Annotated in this window: 13 protein-coding genes; 5 read left to right on the forward strand and 8 right to left on the reverse strand. The window is 46.1% G+C overall.

The window, feature by feature from the left end; translation table 11 throughout:
- Positions 1–473: 473 nt before the first annotated feature.
- The 4 genes from ST37_RS16150 to hemL form a co-directional block, all read right to left on the reverse strand.
- Entirely contained in the window at positions 474–3857 is a 3384-nt protein-coding gene (locus ST37_RS16150; protein ID WP_084888296.1) for an ATP-binding protein, read from the reverse strand.
- A 177-nt stretch (positions 3858–4034) separates the two neighbouring features.
- Complete coding sequence (gene rsmC / locus ST37_RS16155; RefSeq protein ID WP_084888298.1) at positions 4035–5054, reverse strand: 16S rRNA (guanine(1207)-N(2))-methyltransferase RsmC; 1020 nt, start codon at positions 5052–5054, stop codon at positions 4035–4037.
- Positions 5055–5179: 125 nt separating this feature from the next.
- Positions 5180–6226: an AI-2E family transporter gene (locus ST37_RS16160; RefSeq protein ID WP_347336211.1), complete on the reverse strand. Its 1047-nt coding sequence runs from the start codon at positions 6224–6226 to the stop codon at positions 5180–5182.
- 270 nt (positions 6227–6496) lie between these two features.
- Positions 6497–7783: a glutamate-1-semialdehyde 2,1-aminomutase gene (gene hemL, locus ST37_RS16165; RefSeq protein ID WP_084888301.1), complete on the reverse strand. Its 1287-nt coding sequence runs from the start codon at positions 7781–7783 to the stop codon at positions 6497–6499.
- Between the two features lie 230 nt (positions 7784–8013).
- On the opposite strand from hemL, the gene erpA reads away from it, so the two are divergent.
- From erpA to ST37_RS16180, 3 genes are all read left to right on the forward strand, one after another.
- Positions 8014–8355, forward strand: a complete 342-nt coding sequence (gene erpA, locus ST37_RS16170) for an iron-sulfur cluster insertion protein ErpA (RefSeq protein WP_084888303.1) — start codon at positions 8014–8016, stop codon at positions 8353–8355.
- A 101-nt stretch (positions 8356–8456) separates the two neighbouring features.
- Positions 8457–9548, forward strand: coding sequence for an efflux RND transporter periplasmic adaptor subunit (locus ST37_RS16175; protein ID WP_084888305.1), 1092 nt, complete (start codon positions 8457–8459; stop codon positions 9546–9548).
- A 12-nt stretch (positions 9549–9560) separates the two neighbouring features.
- Positions 9561–12731: an efflux RND transporter permease subunit gene (locus ST37_RS16180; protein WP_084888306.1), complete on the forward strand. Its 3171-nt coding sequence runs from the start codon at positions 9561–9563 to the stop codon at positions 12729–12731.
- A gap of 71 nt (positions 12732–12802) precedes the next feature.
- Here ST37_RS16180 and cynS read toward each other — a convergent pair whose 3' ends face one another.
- Positions 12803–13243, reverse strand: coding sequence for a cyanase (gene cynS / locus ST37_RS16185; protein ID WP_084888308.1), 441 nt, complete (start codon positions 13241–13243; stop codon positions 12803–12805).
- A gap of 184 nt (positions 13244–13427) precedes the next feature.
- Positions 13428–14720 carry a peptidoglycan DD-metalloendopeptidase family protein gene (locus tag ST37_RS16190; protein WP_084888310.1) on the reverse strand — a complete coding sequence of 431 codons (1293 nt, stop codon included), beginning with the start codon at positions 14718–14720 and terminating at the stop codon, positions 13428–13430.
- Between the two features lie 126 nt (positions 14721–14846).
- Between ST37_RS16190 and tyrS the strand changes: the two genes are divergently transcribed.
- Together tyrS and ST37_RS16200 are read left to right on the forward strand one after the other, a co-directional pair.
- Positions 14847–16034 carry a tyrosine--tRNA ligase gene (tyrS, locus tag ST37_RS16195; RefSeq protein ID WP_084888312.1) on the forward strand — a complete coding sequence of 396 codons (1188 nt, stop codon included), beginning with the start codon at positions 14847–14849 and terminating at the stop codon, positions 16032–16034.
- An 864-nt stretch (positions 16035–16898) separates the two neighbouring features.
- Positions 16899–17735, forward strand: coding sequence for a magnesium transporter (locus ST37_RS16200; RefSeq protein ID WP_084888314.1), 837 nt, complete (start codon positions 16899–16901; stop codon positions 17733–17735).
- Between the two features lie 4 nt (positions 17736–17739).
- Here the strand turns inward: ST37_RS16200 and dacB are convergent, their stop codons facing one another.
- Positions 17740–19140, reverse strand: coding sequence for a serine-type D-Ala-D-Ala carboxypeptidase (dacB, locus tag ST37_RS16205; RefSeq protein WP_084888315.1), 1401 nt, complete (start codon positions 19138–19140; stop codon positions 17740–17742).
- Positions 19141–19229: 89 nt separating this feature from the next.
- A complete protein-coding gene (locus tag ST37_RS16210) occupies positions 19230–20318 on the reverse strand; it encodes a porin (RefSeq protein WP_084888317.1) in 1089 nt (362 codons plus the stop codon).
- Positions 20319–20675: the final 357 nt, after the last annotated feature.

Raw genomic sequence — 20675 nt, forward strand, 5'->3', positions numbered from 1 at the left:
ACCACTGATAATTGCTGTGATCTTAATCAGCTAAATTGACGTTCCTATGCATTCAGTGATGAGTATTTACTTGGTTTGTTAGTGCTTACTTACCTTGGGGTTATCTACTTATTAGGTTATTTTCCTGTTGCATTGCTAGCTGTGACCATGATCACCCCATAGAAGTTACGTTAATTTTACGTCGATTATTATTTCTGGCGAAATGTTGTGAGTTTCCTCGCATATTGGATTAAAAACTGCACAAGTAGGAGGTTGTTTGGCCTTTTATGCGCAGAGCACTCGGTAATATTAGGCGGTTAATTTCTATCGTGAAAAAAGCATGTTGAGCTTTACCACACGTCGAGAGTAACTAATTGTTGCGATAGTTTGGCGATGGTCTGTAAAAGGGCCGTTAATATGGTGCTAACACAAAGCCCAGTGACTGGTGTGGCTGGACTTTGAATGTAAGTCATCATTCCGGAGTACTAGTCTTGTCAGCTCGTTAACAGTTTCTGGAGTTTCTCTCTTAGCTGTTCTAGTTGGTAACGCTGCGAACCTTGGTTCTGGGCGTGCTCGAGAATATAGTCAATGGATGCTAGGACAGTTCGCCAACGAGGCGTCTTAGGTAATGTTTCTATACGTAGGTATTTATCTAAGGTTCGCGTTTGCAATGTGCTGCGGTCTAAGTAAACACGCCAAAGGCCACTTTGCTCTGCGAAGGTAAACTTGGTTTGCCCTTGTTCACTTTCCCAGTAGTCCAAAGCGTGATTCATAGTGTCGACTAAGAGCTCACGCATCATATCTTGTTTATCATGACTCTCTCCCGACACTTTATCTGCCAGTCGGGTAAATTCACCGCCGAGTTCTTTCAGTTTTTGCAGTTGCTGCTTGTCGCCAGCAAACGCGTAGTCGGAAAGAGCTTCTACCGCCATTTCAAGGTTTTCTACTCGTTCGGTGTTTGCACCGTCGCCGCGACTTAAAATAAACAGCGCTTGCAGCCCTGTCCCCTCTGCTAGACGGAGAATATCCCCTGAAATATGTTGGCGGGTATCTTCTACAAAAATGTCGATTTCTCCAACCCAATGCTGTTTATCCGTGTCTAAAAAGCGAGGCGCAAACAGCTCGTCGGCTTTGGAGCGTTTAAGCTGCTCAATGTGGCGCTTAAACAATTTACACGCCGACTGATTGGCAAATTTTATGCGTTTTTTATGGTCAATGGCTACCATCGCTTCAGGCGCCGTGTCGAGCTGTTCTAATAACTGACCTTGTGTCTCTAGTAGATTCGCTTCAACCTGCTCACGGTATTTAAGTTCCTCACTAAGTTGCTGATTGGCAATTCGCTGTAATTCAGCATCACTTGCGTCAAAATGGGCTCGCAGACGTGCCGCGAGTTCTTGCTTGTTAAAGGGTTTCGATAAAAAGTCGTTTGCACCGGCTGTAAATCCAGCGACTTTGTCTTCCGCCTGGCTGAGTGCGGTGAGCATGATGATAGGTAATTGAGCACGGTCGAACTGCAATCGAATGGCCTCACAAACATCAAATCCATTCATTTCTGGCATCATGATATCGAGCAGAACCAATTGCGGGCGATGACTATCAATTAACGTTAATGCGTGTTGGCCAGATTGTGCAGTGATAACCCGATACCCTTCAAGACGTAAGAAACTGGTTAAAATTTGAATGTTCACTGGCTCATCATCGACCACCAGAATTAACTTACCATCAAGGCTTTCTTCAACCTCTTCAAGGGTTTCTGGGAGTGCTTCACTCACTTTGGGCGATTGGAAATGGCTCTCAAAATGAGTAGGCCTTTGTTCAATCTGTTGCTGGGTGGCTAAGGGGAGAGTAAAACTAAATGTCGTGCCTACTTGCGGTTGGCTACTGACATAAAGAGTCCCCCCCATAACTTCCACCAATTGTCGGCTGATGGATAGGCCAAGTCCAGCCCCTTGTTGATAGCGCTGGGTACCTTTACTCACTTGAGTCAGCGGCTCAAAAATTTGCTCTAGGTTTTCTGCGGGGATCCCTTGGCCAGTGTCAGAGACCTGTATACGCAACATGCCATCAATATGCGTGGCGGTCAGTACAATTTTACCTTCGTTGGTGTACTTAATGGCGTTACCCACCAGATTATAAAGCACCTGTTCGCTGCGCTCCGGATCCGCAAATACCATGGGTGTCGAGCTATCAATTTGATTGATGATGCGAATATTTTTGCCTTTAATGAGGTGCGACGAGAGCTCTAATACCAGGCTTGTCGAATTACTGATGTTGACGGCGCAACGCTGAATCTCTACATGCCCATAGCGCATTTTGTGATAATCCAATAGATCATCCACTAAGTTCGACAGTCGTTGGCCGCTACTCACTATGATGTTGAGCTGATATTTATGACTGGCCGATATTGGTCCATTGGCACCTGCAATGAGTGCTTCTGCGATCCCAACCATACCGTGTAATGGGGTGCGTAATTCGTGTGAGGTGGTGGCTAGGAAGTCATCTTTTAGCTTATCTGCTTGTTTTAATTCGATGTTCTGTCGGGAAATGGTCGCGAGATTGGCCTCAAGCGCGGTATTTTGTTCGCCGATGGTATTAATCTTATCTCGAATGGATCGCTGCATGCGCTCAAAGCTAACGGCAAGTCGTCCTATTTCGTCCTTTCGATCGGTGTTGAACAGCGGTGTATCGAGCTCGCCTCCCGACACCCGTTCGGCCGCCCAGGTTAACTTAAGCAGTGGTGCAGTGATGAAGTTGGCAAGATAGTGAGCCGTTAGAGTAACGATCAATATTCCCGTGAGCATTATCGCAAGGAATATCGTTTGCAAGTTGTGCACGTTGGCAAACGCGACGCTTTCTGGAAGCGCGAACGCGACTGTCCAAGTAAAAGTGTCTTGAATAATAGGTTCGTAGGCCACCAAATAACGGTCTCCGATGTCGCTGGTGAGTGTATCTATCGCACTAATACCACTAAATACAGTGTCATCCAGTAATGCATCGTCTTGATCGTAAGGAATACTTAAATTACTCGACACAACCTGACGATGCTGATTAAGCAGCAGTGCTTCCATTTCTGGAGAGTGCATATTGTTGAGTAGAGAGTCGATACCTTCCTTCGGCAAACGGAACAGCGCATAACTATGCAAATACCCTTGCTGAACGATTGGTGCGGCAAACCATGCATGGGGCTGGGATGCGTTAAGGTCAAAATCTGAATACACCACCGGTATGGTGGTGGTTTCGTCTTTGTCTATGCCTTTGCTGCGCTGCTTTATTCGCTCAAAGGTTTTGCCTAGCTGTGTGCCCGTGTATTTTTCGTCGGTAAGATTGGTTCCATAGTAGTCCCGCTTATACACCGAATAGGCGACGTTACCGTTAATATCCACCAGCAAAATATCATCGAATTCTGAACGATTGACCAGCTCAAGATAGGTCGAGTGATAACGAAGATGCATGAGCCTGTATCGCTCACTGCCATCAAATTCTGCTGAGTCTCTCGCTATTTGGGTGGCGAGTTGGTCACTAGAGTCTCTTTTGTAACGCTGCTGAGCGTTTTGACGTGCGTGTTCCATATCGTCGCCAAGAGAGCGAAAGGCGTTAATTAGGCCATAAAATCGGCCACCGCTGGCATAGGCAAGTTCAGAACGAACAAACCCGAGAGATTCCGATTTTAGATTCTTAAAATAGTCATTAAGTTGTTGGGCGGCGTTATCTCTCACCGAGGTAAGGTGAGCTTTGCTTTGTGCTTCTAGGTCATTACTGTGAGACTGCAAAAAAAACAGTCCTATGACCGTCAACGGCACTAGGCTAACGAGTAAAAAAGCCAGTGTTAGAGTGTTTTTAAGTCGTTTAAATTTAGGCTTTCGGCGAATTTGAGGCATCGACAATCTTTGACAGCAATAGTGACTAGAACAATGCGGCACTCTTGTGTAGGAAGACAAACCGCGACAATTAGCTCATAGAGTAACGTTGAGAGTAGCGGTTTTAATCATCAATGTAAGTAGCGGTAAGCCCAGATCTGGATCTGGGCAACACTTTTTTTATGACGCAAATCAGGTTTACGAACGCTGAGCGTGATAAATCGCGAACTTGCGATTTTTCTCGACGGTGTTGCAATGCCCGAAGGCTTTCTCAATTATCGGCGGGTACTTTAAGAAACTGTTGGCCACAATATGGATATCCCCTGGCGCATGCAAATGTGCAACCGATTGGCCAAGTAAAGCTTCCGCCGCCTCGTAGAAGGTATCTAAACCCGCGTGGAAAGGAGGATTGGATACGATAGCGTCATATTTGTGTGCCACGTCAGAATAAACATTGCTGGCAAATACAGTGCCTTCGAGTTGGTTAGCTTTAAGGGTCTGTTTGGACGACTCAATCGCAAACGCACTAATATCGCATAGGTGCACAGTGACTTGGGGGTTACGTTTGGCAATAATCGACCCAATAATGCCAGCCCCACAGCCCACATCTAATACCTTACCGTTAAGTTTAGGCAGGTTAGCAAGCAGCAACTTTGTCCCGTCATCAAGCTGCCCGTGGTTAAACACCCCAGGTAAACTCTTGACGATAATGTCCGTCTCGCCAGCAGAAACGGTGAATGTGGTGTACCACTGTGATAAATCAAAGTCCGGCACGTCCTGTGTTACACGCCCCCAGTAGAATGAGCAGCGACGGGCAGAGTCAAATTTTTTGATACTTCCATACTGTTCAAACTGCATCTCGATACTCTTTACTCCTGAGCGATTTTCGCCGACGACACACACTTCTTTGTCGCCCTCAAGATGGGGCAGAGCAGCAGCAAGCAGCATCTTGGCTTCAGCTTTCGCTTTAGGCCAGTAAAGCATTAAGGTATCGGCTTTTACATGCTCTGGAACCGTGACCGAAAAGTGCACATTGAGCTGCGCATGTTGTACCAATGATTGGTAGGTAACAAAGTTACTGGTCACCACAGTGACTTGCTGACAGGTCTTGGACAGTTCCAAAGCAAACGTATCTTCTATCTCGCCCAAAATAAGTAATTGGGTGTTTTCGAAGTAAGCAATTTGGCGTTCAGCGATTTGGCTTGGAGCAGTATACATAAGGTCAGGAGCAGTCAGTGGTCAGTAGGGGGATTGTGGCACAAAGCGATCGGTTATACAAAGAGTCGGCGCAGTAAAAAGGGCGCATATACAGCGCCCTTTTTATTGCAAAACCGTGGTGCGGATTAGCTACGATCTTGCTGGTTTAAAAAACCTTCGAACTCTTCTTCATAGAGCTTAAACAATACAATCGTAATGGCAAAAATAAGTGGCCCATAAATAAGCCCAAGCAAACCAAATAAGTTGATACCACCAAGTAGTGAGAAAAAGATCATAATGGTGTTCATGCCTGCGCCGCCTTGCATCAGTAGCGGCCTTAATATGTTGTCGATAGAACCCACAACCAGTACGCACCAGACGCCCAAGAAAATGGCCCAAGTGGTATCGCCAGTGACAAACAGGTAAATTGTGGCTGGAACCCAAATAAGTGCAGTACCAACGACGGGGATAAACGAGGCAAATCCCATCATCGTGCCCCAAAACAAGCCAGGGAAGCCGGCTAGCCACATAGCAAAGCCACCCGCAAAACCTTGTGCGATAGCGGTTAAGAACGATCCTAAAACCGCCGACTTAGAGACACTCTCAATTTCGCCTAACAGTCGGTCTTCTTGGCTACGTGAGAGCGGTAAAATATGGCGTAGTGTGGTGATGATTTTGTCGTTATCGCGAAGCAAGAAAAACAGCACAAACAACATCAGGAAAAAATCCATTAAAAAGCTGGTGGCGTCGCCCAGTATTTTGGTACTAATCGTAAGTAGGGTTGAACCTAAGGTCGAGGCAAACTCAGTGATTTTAACGGTAATAGACTCAACAGTAATGGCATCAAAGGGAGAGTATTGGTTAATAAAGGCAAGGCCTTTTACTACCATGTCGCTTTCAAAAGCGGTATTGACGCCTCCGCTGCCTACCCAATCAAATAGGCCTTGAGTAAATACCACACCTTGTTGAGCAATGGCCGCAACCACAGTCAGTGCCGGCATTACAATGATAAAAATGAGCACCAAGCACGACAATACCGCAGCGGTATTTCGATATTTTGGCATCTTAGATTCAATCCATTCATGAATTGGGCTCATTAATAGCGAGATGATAAATGCCATAACAATCGAGTTAATGTAAGGCTCTAGCAAAAAGTAGCAGGCAACGGCACTGGCCATCAGCGCTGCTATCATCAATCCGTGACTAGGATGGAACTTAAATGGGGTATTCAAGGTAGCGTCCTTATTGAGCTTGTTGGGTACATAATGGCGGTAAAACACCCTGTGTGCAAATCTACTTCTGAGACAGACTAAAACGACTAAAGTTCTGTTTTTCATCTAAAAGAAGTAGAAGAGTAAGCGTTTAGTTATGCTGAATACTGGCATTTAAAAATGTAAAAAAGCCAGCACATCGGCTGGCTTCATTGATATCGTCGTTAAACGACTCGCGGCGTACCTAGTACTCTATTTTGCGAGTTGAGCAAAACAGGCGTCAGCAGCCTTAAGAGTGGCTTCAAGGTCTGCATCTGTATGCGCCAGTGACGTAAAGCTTGCTTCAAATGCCGATGGCGCCAAATACACACCTTGCTCAAGCATTAAGTGGAAGAACGTTTTAAAGCGCTCAATGTCGCATTCCGCCACGTCTTGGTAACAGGTTACTGAGGTTCTTTCGGTAAAGAAGAAGCCGAACATGCCACCCACTTGGTTAACCAGCAGTGGAATACCGTGTTTATCGGCTGCAGCTTTAAAGCCGTCGGCCAGTTTTTTGGTCATGTTAGCCAGTTTTTCTTCGTTGCCTGCTTTAGACAGCTCGGTTAGGCAAGCCAAACCCGCGCTCATCGCAATAGGGTTACCCGACAGTGTACCCGCTTGATAAACAGGGCCCGTTGGCGCGATGTGTTGCATCACTTCTTTTTTACCACCAAAGGCACCAACAGGCATACCGCCACCAATGACTTTACCCAATGTAGTTAGGTCTGGCACGATGTTGTAGTGTGCTTGTGCACAGCCTTGGGCAACGCGAAAGCCAGTCATCACTTCGTCAAAAATTAATAGTGCACCATGCGCGTCACAAATAGAGCGAAGACCTTCCAAAAAGCCTGGCTCAGGTGGAATGCAGTTCATGTTACCGGCAACCGGCTCGACAATGATGCACGAAATTTGCTCTGGGTTGGCATCGAATAACGCTTGAACAGAGTCTAGGTTATTGAAGGTTGCGGTCAGTGTATGTTTGGCAAAGTCTGCAGGCACACCAGGCGAGCTTGGTTGGCCAAGCGTCAATGCGCCAGAGCCCGCTTTAACCAGCAAACTGTCGGCGTGACCGTGATAACAGCCTTCAAACTTAAGGATCTTATCGCGCCCAGTGTAGCCACGGGCTAGGCGAATCGCACTCATGGTTGCTTCAGTACCAGAGCTCACCATACGCAACTGTTCCATTGAAGGAACCAGTTTTGACACTAAGTTTGCCATAGTGATTTCAAGCTCGGTTGGCGCACCAAAGCTTAGGCCACGATGGGCAGCCTCAATCACAGCATCACGGACTGCCGGGTGGTTATGACCAAGAATCATCGGCCCCCACGAGCCAACATAGTCGATGTAATGTTTACCGTCGGCATCAAAAATATAAGCGCCATCTGCTTTTTCAATAAACAGGGGATCGCCACCGACGCCATTGAAGGCACGAACGGGAGAGTTAACACCACCAGGTATAATCGCTTGGGCTTGTTGATAGAGCTCGGAAGAACGACTCATGATTAGGTTCCTTGTTCTTATTAATGAAGGCATTGTAGCGAGCAATGACGAATAGTCGAGTCTTGAGATCGCAGAATAGTGTTTAGTCGAATTTCCTAGAAAAAATAGATCTAAGTCAAAGCGGGGTAATACTTGAACGAAACGGTCAGGTAATAGATAATTCATGGATCAAAACAACCGACCTTAGGTTACAGTGTATTCTAAGGTGATTTATAGAATGTGAGGCTAGTGTGAGCGAGATGAATGTACCACTTAACTTTTCGGATGCTGCGGCAAGCCGTGTTAAGACTCTGATTGCCGAAGAAGAAAACCCAGAACTTAAACTGCGAGTCTACATCACAGGCGGCGGGTGCAGTGGCTTTCAGTATGGATTCACTTTTGACGAAGCGGTCAACGAAGGCGATGCAGTGATCGTTAAAGACGAAGTAACGCTAGTTGTCGATCCAATGAGTTTACAGTACCTGATGGGTGGAACGGTTGATTACACAGAAGGCCTAGAAGGCGCGCGCTTTTTCATCGATAACCCTAATGCAACGACCACTTGTGGTTGTGGTGCTTCATTTAGCGTGTGATCCAATTTAAGTATTAAGCAGTATAAGGGTCAACTGCTTGTTTTTAGAGCCTATTACGTAAAAAAATTCTAGAATTATAACATTATTAAAAGGACTTAATTATGCCAACATCTCGAGTCGGCGGCTTCTTCGCGCAACGTCCGTGGATTATCTCACTCGTTCTATTCGTAGGGCTTAGCCTGTGGATGGGTCTGGGCGTTTTGAAAGCTGAGGAAGAAACTCAGAACAAAAAATCCCAAGAAAATAAAGAGGTCGAAATTCCTCTCGCCCGAGTGGTAGTGACCTCGTTTAACGCTGAACCCGTGGCAAAAAAAATCGACCTGTACGGTCGTACAGCTCCAGATCGCATTGTCAACGTAAGTGCAGAAACTGGCGGGAAAATTATTGCCCTTGACGTTCGCAAAGGCGAATACGTTAAAAAAGGCCAGATACTGGCATCCATCGACAAATCAGATCTGTCTGTGCAAATGGTTCGTGCGAAAGCGATGCTTAAAGTTAAGCAGAAAGAGTACGATGCAGCCAAGTCATTGAAAACACGTGGTCTTCAAGGCGAGGTCGCGTTCGCCAATGCAGAAGCATCGCTGGCTGACGCAAAAGCAACTGTGGACAGTGCACAGACGGCGCTAAACGATACAGTCATCAAGGCGCCGTTCAATGGCATCTTAGATGAGTTGCATGTCGAAGAAGGCGACTTTGTGGCGCGCGGTGACCGAGTCGCCAAAATACTTGATCTTGAAAAACTGGTTATTCAGGCTGACCTCAGTGAGCGTCACATTCAGCAAGTAGCCAAAGGGCAAGTAGCCAAAGTGACGTTGCTTAACGGCCAGCAGGTGGCAGGCGTACTCAGTTACGTTTCAAGAACATCATCAGTCACTACCAACACATTCCCGATTGAAGTTGAGATAGAAAATAAAGGCTTAGCGGTGCCAGCTGGTATTAGTGCCGAGGTCGAGCTTGAACTCGATACTCGTATGGCTGTGAAGCTCACCCCCGCGATGCTTGCGCTAGACGATGCAGGTAACTTGGGTGTGAAAACGCTACGCGATGATCATGTAGAGTTTGTTGGCATCCAAATTGTGAAAGCAGAGCAGGACGGCGTATGGCTGTCTGGCTTAGGGGAACAAGTGGATGTGATTACCGTTGGACAAGGGTTTGTTCGCAGTGGTGACCAAGTCATCGCAGTTCGTCAATAGGGAGACGGGACTATGCTTACTTTGATAGACGCAGTGCTGTCTCGTTCTCGGACGATGATGACGCTGCTGATCATGTTATTGATCGCCGGTATCTCTACTTATATTACGATTCCGAAAGAGTCGAGCCCAGACGTTACTATCCCGATCATCTATGTATCGCTCAGCCAGCAAGGCATATCGCCGAGTGACTCGGAGCGTCTTTTGGTGCGCCCGGTTGAGCAAGAACTTCGCTCAATTGAAGGTGTGAAGAAAATGACCGCCAGTGCAGGCGAAGGACATGGCTCGGTGACGTTAGAGTTTGTTGCCGGTGCTGACCTTAATAAAGCGATGGCAGACGTTCGAGAAGCCGTCGATTTGGCTAAGTCAAAACTGCCTGCTGACGCAGACGATCCTACTGTTAACGAAGTGACCTTTGCGTCCATGCAGCCGGTGTTGTCTGTGGCTTTGTACGGCACCGTTCCAGAGCGTTCGATTGTTCAAATTGCTCGCCAATTGCAAGACAAGCTTGAAGGCTTTAAGCAAATACTGGAAGTGGACATAGCTGGCGACCGTGAAGACATTGTAGAGATCATCGTTGATCCTCTACTTATGGAAAGTTATGGCCTTGACCAAGGCGACATCTACAACTTAGTCGCGGCCAATAACCGAGTCGTAGCGGCCGGATTTGTCGATACAGGCTACGGACGTTTTTCTGTAAAAGTACCTTCGGTATTTGAATCTCTGCAAGACGTGTTAGAGCTACCCATCAAGGTGGATGGTAAACAGATCATTACCTTTGGTGATGTAGCGACTGTGCGCCGCGCGTTTCGAGACCCTGAGAGCTTTGCTCGTTTGGACGGTGAAAGCTCGGTAGTACTGGATGTGAAAAAACGCGCCGGTGAGAACATCATTGAGTCAGTTGAGATTGTTAAAGCGGTTATTGAAGCCGCGCAAGCTCGTGAAGATTGGCCAACCAATCTACTAGTTAAGTACACCTATGATGGCTCAGAAGACGTTGATATGATGTTGACGGACCTTCAGAACAACGTGTTGTCTGCGATTATTCTGGTGGTTATTGTCATTATTGCGATCCTCGGAGTGCGTACAGCTCTGTTGGTGGGAATATCTATTCCTGGCTCGTTCCTAACTGGCCTTCTAGTGCTGTCTCTGTTTGGCCTAACTGTTAACATCGTTGTGCTGTTCGCACTGATTATGGCGGTGGGCATGCTGGTTGATGGCGCGATTGTGGTTACCGAGTTTGCCGACCGACGTATGCAAGAAGGGATGCCGCGAAAAGAGGCATACCGAGACGCAGCTAAACGTATGGCGTGGCCAATTACCGCATCTACAGCAACGACCTTGGCGGCGTTTGCGCCGCTTCTATTCTGGCCGGATGTTACGGGCGAGTTTATGAAGTACTTGCCGCTAACGCTAATCGCCACATTGACCGCGTCATTGGTTATGGCGCTGCTATTTGTCCCTGTGCTTGGCGGTATTATGGGTAAGCCACAATACCAAAATGAAGAGTCTCGCCAAAGAATGCTAGCACTGCATGAAGGTGATTTTGAACAAGCTCGCGGTATTACCTGGCTCTATTACAAAACCTTAGCCATCGCGATCAAAGCACCTATCTTAGTGCTGATCTCGGCTATCCTGTTTGCTGGTGGCGTGTTTTACGCCTACAACAAGGCAGAGTTAGGGGCGGAGTTTTTCCCTGAGGTTGATCCTTCTTATTTCACGGTAAAAGCGCGTTCGAATGGCGACCTATCGATTAGAGAAAAAGACGCGATCATGCGTCAAATCGAAATGGAAATAGTTGGCCACCCAGAGCTTGAAAGTGTGTATACCAAAACAGGCGGTCGTGACGAGATTGGCTCTATTCAAATCACTCCGGTAGATTGGACTTTGCGTCGTCCTATCAAAGAGATCATCGCAGATCTTAGAGAAGACACCGCTAAATTTGCTGGTGTAGAAATTGAGTTTAAATTTCCTGACGCAGGTCCTCCGGTAGATAACGATCTGGTTATCGAGATGACGTCTAGAAATCCAGATAATCTCGACCAAGGTGCGAAAATCGTTAGAACCTGGGCCGATCAGTATTCGATGCTAACCAACATCAGTGACAACTCTAATAAGGGTGGTATTGATTGGACCATCGACATTGCTCGTGACGATGCTGCGCGCTACGGCGCTGATGCTTCGCTTGTGGGTAATACGGTTCAATTTGTGACCAATGGTCTGCGTATTGGTGATTACCTTCCGGATGATACTGATGACCAAGTGGATATTTTAGTTCGTTATCCTGAAGACAAACGCGATATCGGTCGCTTTGATGAGCTGCGCGTTAAAACTCGCAATGGCTTAGTGCCGCTCACTAATTTTGCAGAAGTGACCGCTGAGCCGAAACAAGCCACCATTAACCGTTTAGATGGTCAACGCATCATCGAGGTGGTTGCTGACTTGCAAGAAGGGTATAACTTGGCGCTAGAGTTGCCAAACATTCAGCAAGAACTGGATAAATTGGATCTTCCAGATGGTGTGAACTTCGCCATTAAAGGTCAAAACGAAGAGCAAGATAACTCTAAAGCATTCTTGGTTAATGCTTTTGGTGCGGCGCTGGCTGTTATGGCGATGATTTTGATCACTCAGTTCAACAGCTTCTATCAGGCGTTTTTGATCTTAAGTGCGGTGCTGTTCTCAACCGTTGGCGTATTTGCTGGACTGCTGATCTTCCAGCGTCCTTTTGGTATTGTTATGTCAGGGATTGGGGTCATTGCACTGGCGGGTATTGTGGTAAACAACAACATTGTACTTATCGATACCTTTAACAAACTTCGTGCTCGCGGTTTAAGTCGTGAAGATGCGATTCTTCGTACCGGTGTGCAGCGTTTACGTCCTGTAATGCTAACCACAGTGACGACGATCTTAGGTTTGATGCCAATGGTATTAGAGACCAACGTTGATCTGATTAACCAAAATATCCAGGTGGGCGCGCCAAGTACTCAGTGGTGGAGTCAGTTAGCCACAGCGGTTGCAGGTGGATTGGCCTTTGCAACGGTATTGACCTTGGTATTGACGCCGTGTTTGTTGATGTACAGTCGACGTACACCGGAAGAGAAAGAAGCCGCTAAACGTAAACCTAAGCGTTTTCGCCTGTTTCGCAAAAAAGCGCAAGAGGTAGAGACCGACCCAAAGGCGGCATAGCGTCATCGTAATAAAAAAACCGGCGATCGCCGGTTTTTTTTACATCTGTGGTTTTAGACTATGGTGTGTCTTTACCAGGTTTTATAAGGAAGGAACTTACCATTCATGGTGATCACTACGCGATCGCCTTTAGGATCCTCCTGCTTATCGACATCCATCGAAAAGTCGATCGCACTCATGATGCCATCGCCAAACTGTTCTTGAATCACTTCTTTTAGGGTGTCGCCATACACGCCAACGACTTCATATAAACGGTATATCAAAGGGTCTTGTGGAACGGCCTGATCCCAAGATTTGGTTGGGTAAGACATTAATACCCGCTGGCTACCTTCCGGAAGGTCAAGCAACTGGCAGAGCGCTTTTGCCGGCTTTTCTGGCATGCTGTTCATGCCAAGACAAGCAGAGGTTACCCAAACCGTACCTAGTTCCAACTCAGCCGCAATGGCTTCCCAGGATAATCCTCGTTCGATTTTAGTTGCAACTATTGCTTCAACAACTTGTTCGCGTTTCATGATGACACTCCTTGTACTGAAAGGAGTAACCAGAGCAAGCATTGTGCCGTTGATATCTTATTGATAATAAATGAATTAATTGTTTCGGCTTCGCATTGTGCGCCCTATAGCAGTGCAATTAGGCCAAGGGTGTACGAAAAGCGGGCATAACCAAGAGGGCTGGCTGTGCCCATTTTATATTTGATTATTCACCAATAAGCAGGTGTTGGTAACGCTCTAACTCACCAATACGTTGTGATGCTTCCGCTAAGAATTGCGTCTTATGATCACCGGTGAGTGATTTAGATTGTGGCAATTTCACTGTGCGCGAGTTTTTGTGTACACCATTGACTAAGAATTCGTAATGCAAATGAGGGCCAGTAACACGGCCTGTACCACCAAGCGTACCAATGGTTTGTCCCTGCTTAACACGTTGCCCTTTTTTCACTTTTCGCGATTTAAGGTGCAGATATTTAGTAATGTAGGTATTACTGTGTTTGATAAACACATAGTTGCCATTAAATTGGTTGTAGCCCGATTGCAGCACCGTACCATCACCAGCGGCCCAGATTGGCGTACCTACAGGCGCTGCGTAGTCTGTTCCGCGGTGAGCCGTGACTTTGCCAGTAACAGGGTGGCGACGGTTGGGGTTGAAGCTTGAAGTCACGCGTCTAAAGTCGAGCGGTGAGCGAAGAAACGCTTTTTTCATTGCTCGTCCTTGGTTATCGTAGAAGTTGCCGGTTTTACTGTCTCGGATGGCGGTGAAAGTATCACCTTGGTTGGTGAATAGGGCAGCCATGATCTTGCCACGGCCAATCATCTCTCCTTCGACATAGCGTTCTTCGTATAACACTTGGAATCGATCGTTTTCACGAATGTCTAAGGCAAAGTCTATGTCCCAGCCAAAAATCCCAGCAAGCTCCATGATTTGATTTGCGGTAAGGCCTGCAGCGATGCCCGCATTCCAAAAACTGCTGCTGATGCTCGCTTCTGCATAGTTGAGGCGAGTATTCACCTCTTTTTTCTCTGTGCTGGATACAAAATCATCATTGCTATCGCGCGTGATCACAAAGGTTTCAAACTCACTCAATTGACGTTGAATTTGAATTAAGTCGCGTTGGTCGTTAAATCCAAACTTTAGCGTGTTACCTGGACGCAAGCGTGACAACTGATTCTTAATGTCGTCATTGGTATGGATTAATTGATGAAGCAGACGAGGGGATAAACCTATGCGTTGAAAAAGTATTGCTGCACTTTCACCATCGCCTACGGTGATGGTTTGCCACTCAAGCGCTACCATAGGGTCGATACGCTGTGTTGGGTTTAATGCTTCATTGTTGATGTCAAGAGGGTAGTGACGTCCGACCTCAAGCTTGCTCTCATTGTCATGCAGTTGGTGTGCATCAGGCAAGAAAAAAAGCGCGAACACAACTATTGCGGTAAAAAGGGCAATTAGGGCGCGATGCAGTAGGGGTAAACGTTGGAAAATAGACAGCATATTCCGTTATGTGGTCAAAAACGTGAAAAAAAGACAATTGTGTAGTTTAACCTGTTTCAAAACCAAGCGCTATTCAAGTACACTTCTCCTTTAATGTAATTTCAAAATCTGCGGGAGCAAACCACAATGGCCAATTTAGAAGCGGCACTGGCAGAGATTAAGCGCGGTGTCGACGAGCTGATCCCTGAAGAAGAGCTGATAGCAAAATTAAAAGAAAATCGTCCACTACGTATTAAGTTGGGCGCGGATCCAACGGCTCCAGATATTCACCTAGGCCATACGGTGATTTTAAACAAACTGCGTGCGTTCCAAGAACTTGGCCATGACGTGACGTTCCTGATTGGTGACTTTACCGGTATGGTCGGCGACCCAACAGGCAAGAATACTACGCGTCCACCTTTGACTCGTGAAGACGTATTGCGCAATGCTGAGACCTATAAGCAGCAAGTATTTAAGATCCTAGATCCTGCCAAGACTAAGATTCAATTTAACTCAGAATGGTTAAACGAGTTGGGTGCTGAAGGCATGATCCGTCTTGCAGCAAACCAGACGGTTGCTCGTATGCTCGAGCGTGACGACTTTAAAAAGCGTTATAAAGACAACCAACCTATCGCGATCCACGAATTTATGTACCCATTGCTTCAAGGGTATGACTCGGTCGCGATGGAAACCGATGTAGAGCTGGGTGGTACCGATCAGAAGTTTAACCTGTTAATGGGTCGCGAACTGCAAAAATCGAACGGTCAAAAACCGCAAGTAGTATTGATGATGCCTCTTCTGGTAGGGCTTGATGGCTCGAAGAAAATGTCGAAATCTGCCAACAACTACATTGGTGTTGCGGATGCGCCAAGCGAGATGTTCGGTAAAATCATGTCCATTTCAGACGACCTGATGTGGAGCTATTACGAGCTTCTCTCTTTCCGTCCATTGGCAGAGATTACGCAGTTTAAAGCTGACGTTGAAGCGGGCAAAAACCCGCGTGATGTAAAAGTCTTACTGGCTAAAGAGATTATTGCTCGCTTCCACAGTGAAGATGACGCTGAAGCGGCTGAGCAAGAGTTCGTAAATCGTTTTGCTAAGAACCAGATCCCAGACGAGATGCCTGAGTTTGAGTATGACCACGGTCGTCCAATCAGCAATCTTCTGCGTGAAGCAGGATTGTGCTCTTCATCGTCTGATGCGATGCGTATGATCAAAGCGGGTGCGGTTAAGGTTGACGGCGAGAAAATCGAAGACAATAAATGGGTGCCAGAAATTGGTACGTCGGTTTATCAAGTTGGTAAGCGTAAATTCGCAAGAATTACCATCAAATAACGTAAGCATGGTTTTCTTTGCATTAGTTGCAATGGCTTGACAAAATAGCGCCTTAAAGGCGCTATTTTTATGTCTTTAGAACCCTGTTTATAAGGGGAAGTAAACCAACTCCGCTCTACCGATATGGATGTTGGTATCATATACGAAGTGGAGACAGCAATGAGCCTGTTACTGTACACTCATCAACGTTTTCCTGAAGTACGGAGTCTGACCCAACTTTAGCTATTATGCCGTGATTGACCTAACGGCCCTTAGTGATGCTTAACTGGTAAAGACCCGCCATCAGTAGTCGGCTTGAAGTAGAGGCTCTGATCTATCAAACACAACCTTTTAGGACTCTGAACGAATAACGGTGCAGTCGTTTTACTCAATAGCGACAGGTTTGGCTTGTTTCGAATCAGAACACCTTCATTGCTAGTCGCACCCGATCTTTTGTTTTTTGAAGGTTAGTTTGTTGATTTAGCAAACCCCCACGCCTCAATACGGCAACAGAAGCCCGCAACGGAATCCCTAGGAGACTTTGGTCATTGGCCTGTCTTGTGCGTTCTTATCTAGGCGCGCATTTTGCACGTAGACAGAGACATTTGACAGTATCTAAACGTTACACTTGGCCGAAGATGCTTTTGTTTACTGTGTGAAATGATCTCTTACAATATATTAAAACGATCATTTAACCCCTTCAAACGGCAGTGTTATTATCCAGCCGCTGCAATGGGCAGCCTAATTTGTCATACAAAAAATGCAAAACGTTGATTTTCCTCCCAGTCTAAACGGGATAGGTAACAACTGACGCTCTGCCTTGCATAGCGGTTGACTTGCCTTTCCCACATTTAGCCTTACTCATATGTGAAATAAGGGGCATTTATGTCAGCCGTATCTTATAAAACGCAGATCTCATCTGCGTCTGTTCAGTGCCATGCATTGGACCTTTCTACCTTTTCTTCTCTGTGCCCAGCCGATCAAATTCTCTGGATAAAAGAGAGTGAGCTGAGTGATGTGCTTAGTACGTTAAAGCTATGCACTGTCGGTAATGTGCAAGAATTATTGCTCGAATTGCAAAATCAAGGATTTTCAGATAAAGCTCGCCAACTCTCTAGCTTATTAGGGGTTTCTTTCGACCTGTCTAAGCAGAGCGACTACTTCGAGCTTTCAACATTTACTCACGTCAAGCAACGTGCTCCTTGGATCGTACTTTTAGCGTTGTTTGGCATTGTATCTGGTTTGATCATCGCCTCGTACGAAGATACGTTAAGTCAGTTACTGCTCTTGGCGGTTTACATGCCAGTCATTGCTGCCGCTGGTGGCAACACCGGAACCCAAGCGGCAACCTTGATCACTCGAGGTTTGGCGCTAGGTAATATTTCGCCAAAGCAATGGTTTAGAGTGTTAAGAAAAGAGAGTCGAATTGCGGTTTGGATTGCTGTGATTGTTTCAGCGGTGATGGTCGGGCGGATCATTTTTGTTGGAGATAGCAACAGTACCGGTGGGTTTGATATCGAACTTATCGCCATCGCCATCTCCATCGCGTTGAGTGTGCAAATCATGTTATCCACGTTGCTTGGTGGAATCATGCCCTTGATTGCTCACAAAATGAAGATGGATCCTGCTGTTATGGTGAGCCCTATACTCGCATCGCTGGTGGACATTTCAGGTGTCTGGATCTATTTCACAACAGTAAACTGGTACCTAGGGCTATCTTAGCCTGTTAATCGGTAAGTAACTGTCGGTAGAAGGCCTTCTCAAACGACGTGTAAGGTGCTTCTACCGGTGTCGCAGGTGTTTCACTTTGCGGCGGATGATAGTCGGCAATCAACTGTACAAACCATTTGTTTGGTTCGCCTTGCGCATCGAGTGAAAACCCAGCCATATTGATACTTCCAAACAAGGATCCACTCTTCGCGGCTAATTGGCCTTTAACATCATCACCTCGCATGCTGCTGCGATACTTTAAAGTACCATCTACGCCAGCTGTGGGTAGCAGTTCAATAAAATTGAGTGTGTGGTCATTAAGTTGAATGTATTGTAAAACTGACGCTAATTGACTTGCCGTGATCTTGTTATTGCGAGACAGTCCTGAGCCATCGAAAAACTGAGCATAATCTAGGTTCGTTTTGGTGTGGTATTCCAGTATCGCTTTCATTGCTGCAGCACCGTTTGAGAAACTTCCAGGTGCTTGGTAGTACGAACGACCCAAAGCTTTTAGCACGTTATCGGCGATTAAGTTATCGGACTCTTGAAGCATAATCTTTAGCAAATCGGACAATGGCGGAGAACGATGCTCCGCAACCAGGGTGAGTTCATTTGGTGTGTCTCGTTTTGCCCGAGTAATAATCACACCCTGTAACGAAATATTGAGCTCTGAGAGCAGGCCTCTTAAGGTTGCCGATACGTAGCTTCGGGTATCTTGTATTGCAAACTTTAACGGAAGTGGTTTGCTTCTTTCTGCCATGCAGCCCGCGAGTCGGTAGGTATTACCAAAAGTGGTTAATTCAAGATCGCAATGCTGAATTTTTTGTTGGTCTTTGGTTAGGGTTATCGTATCCGTTGAGACTTCAATAGGCTGATGAGGTGGCACGTAGACACGCGTTTGACCGGTCGCCAAGCTAGATATTGAGCCTTGGATGCAGTTGTCATCAAGAGTGACAACACTCGATGGAGCGCTATAACATACGCCTAGGTTATCCCACGGCCAACCAGGGGCTTTCTCATACCCAGTAAACTGACGGTCATCAATGTAAAGATTGCCGGGGATGATGTTTCCGTGTTGAGTTTTATATTCTTGAAGAAGTTTTTTTATGTCGGTGCGGGCTAATTTAGGGTCTCCTGAGAAGCTTAAGAATAGATCGCGGTTGCTTTTTTGTAGTTGAGTAACAAACTGAAAATCGTCACCAAGCTCTATTTTGGCGGCAAGCGCGGTGAGAATTTTAAGTGTGCTGGCCGGTGGAAGAAGTTGCTCACTATTATAAATAATATCCGCGCCTTGCTCCGATGCGACATAGATTGCAGCACGACTACCTGCAGGTAGATACTCGATACCGTCAAAGGGAGCAGTCCACGCCGTGGCCGAAAACAAAAAAACAAAAAAGGTTAAGAAAATCTTGAACATGAGCAGCAACTTCAACGACAGTTGTTGCGCAGTATAACAAAAACAAAAAGCCCTGCCAGTGGCAGGGCTTTGAGATTAGACGTTAAGCATTATAGGTAGTAACGTGCACCGAAGTTCCACTTATTGTCTTTTTCGCTTCCGTAATCATCACCAAGGTCGACTTGGTAACCAGCGAAGCCAACGAACTTAGGAGTGAAGTTGTATTCTGCTTGGATTGCAGTATGGCTTAATACATTTTTGCTATCAATTGCATCTTCTACGTTTTCGTAGTTAAGAGACACGTTAAGGCTATTATCTAGTGCGTAAGCAACAATGAACTCAGTTGCAGTTGACTCTTCGATAGTATTCGAGCGATCTTTTGCACCGGCCGAATCATATGCATTCATGAAGTTGTTGTTAGCGTATACTGCTGCAACATAAAGACCTGCGCCGTAAGAACCGTATTTCGCTGAAACTAGGTTAGAAGAGGCTGTTTCTGTCTTAGAGTTGTCTTCAAAAGTGAAGTCACCAGAATTGTACGCGTAGCCTAGGTTGAAGCCTGCAAAGTCATAAGATAGTGCAACTTGAGCTCTGTTACCGTAGTGAGCACCTTTTGTCACTTCATTGTGGCTATCAGCTTCACTATCATAAACGTATTCTGTTGATCCGGTGTCTGTACGGCCCTGAATACCAAGACCTAGATTAAATACACCAGCATCGCCAAAGTCGACGCTATTACGGTAAGAAAGCATTGAGTTTGCGCGACCAGTACCTAGGTTACCATGGTCGTCGTATAGGTAATCTGTCGCAAAAGCGATTGGCATATCAGCAGCACCAGCAACGTCGTAGTAAGGTGCCCACTGAGTACCTGCTACTGCACGACCGTATACGTCGTGAGTAATGCCCATGTAACCTAGACGAGTTGTGAATGCTTGCTCACCACCGTTAAGAAGGTTAGTTGCCCACTCGCCTTTAACGTCCATAGTGTAACCAGCACCCAAGTTGTGAGTCGCTTCCATGTTGATACGTGGAGAGTTGCTTGTTACGCCTACATCGCCTTCGTCAGAACCCGCTGCAGAAAGAGAAAGGTGACCACCTACAGAAAAAGTAGAGTCGCCGTTGTTGTAAAGTTCTGCCGCGTGTGCAGTTGTTGCCATAGTGGCACCAGCGATAGCTAGTGCAATCAACGTCTTGTTCATCTTGGGTTTTCCTATGTTAGTTTGTCCATCAATGCGCTTGTTTATTCACGAAATAATCGAGTGTACTTGTTAATCAGTACAAATAGCGCTCGATGTCAGTCTGCTTAATTTGTTCCCCATGGGTTAGTAAAATGATGTCAAAACATCAAATTCATATGCGGTCGAACGTCAGTAGGTGTCATTAAGTAATTGTTATTGTTGTTTTTTTAGATAATGGTGGATGACTGGGTAGATGTGTGGCTAAATGATTTTTTATCTTTTTTTTTTGATTTATTCGCTGTTATAAAAGTGGGTTTGGAGTGAATTCGTGAGTCATCGCACAGGCTTTTTCTTATAGTTTATTTAAGCCTCATGGTT

Source organism: Vibrio sp. qd031 (genome assembly GCF_002100145.1).
In the GTDB taxonomy this organism is placed as follows: Bacteria; Pseudomonadota; Gammaproteobacteria; order Enterobacterales; family Vibrionaceae; genus Vibrio.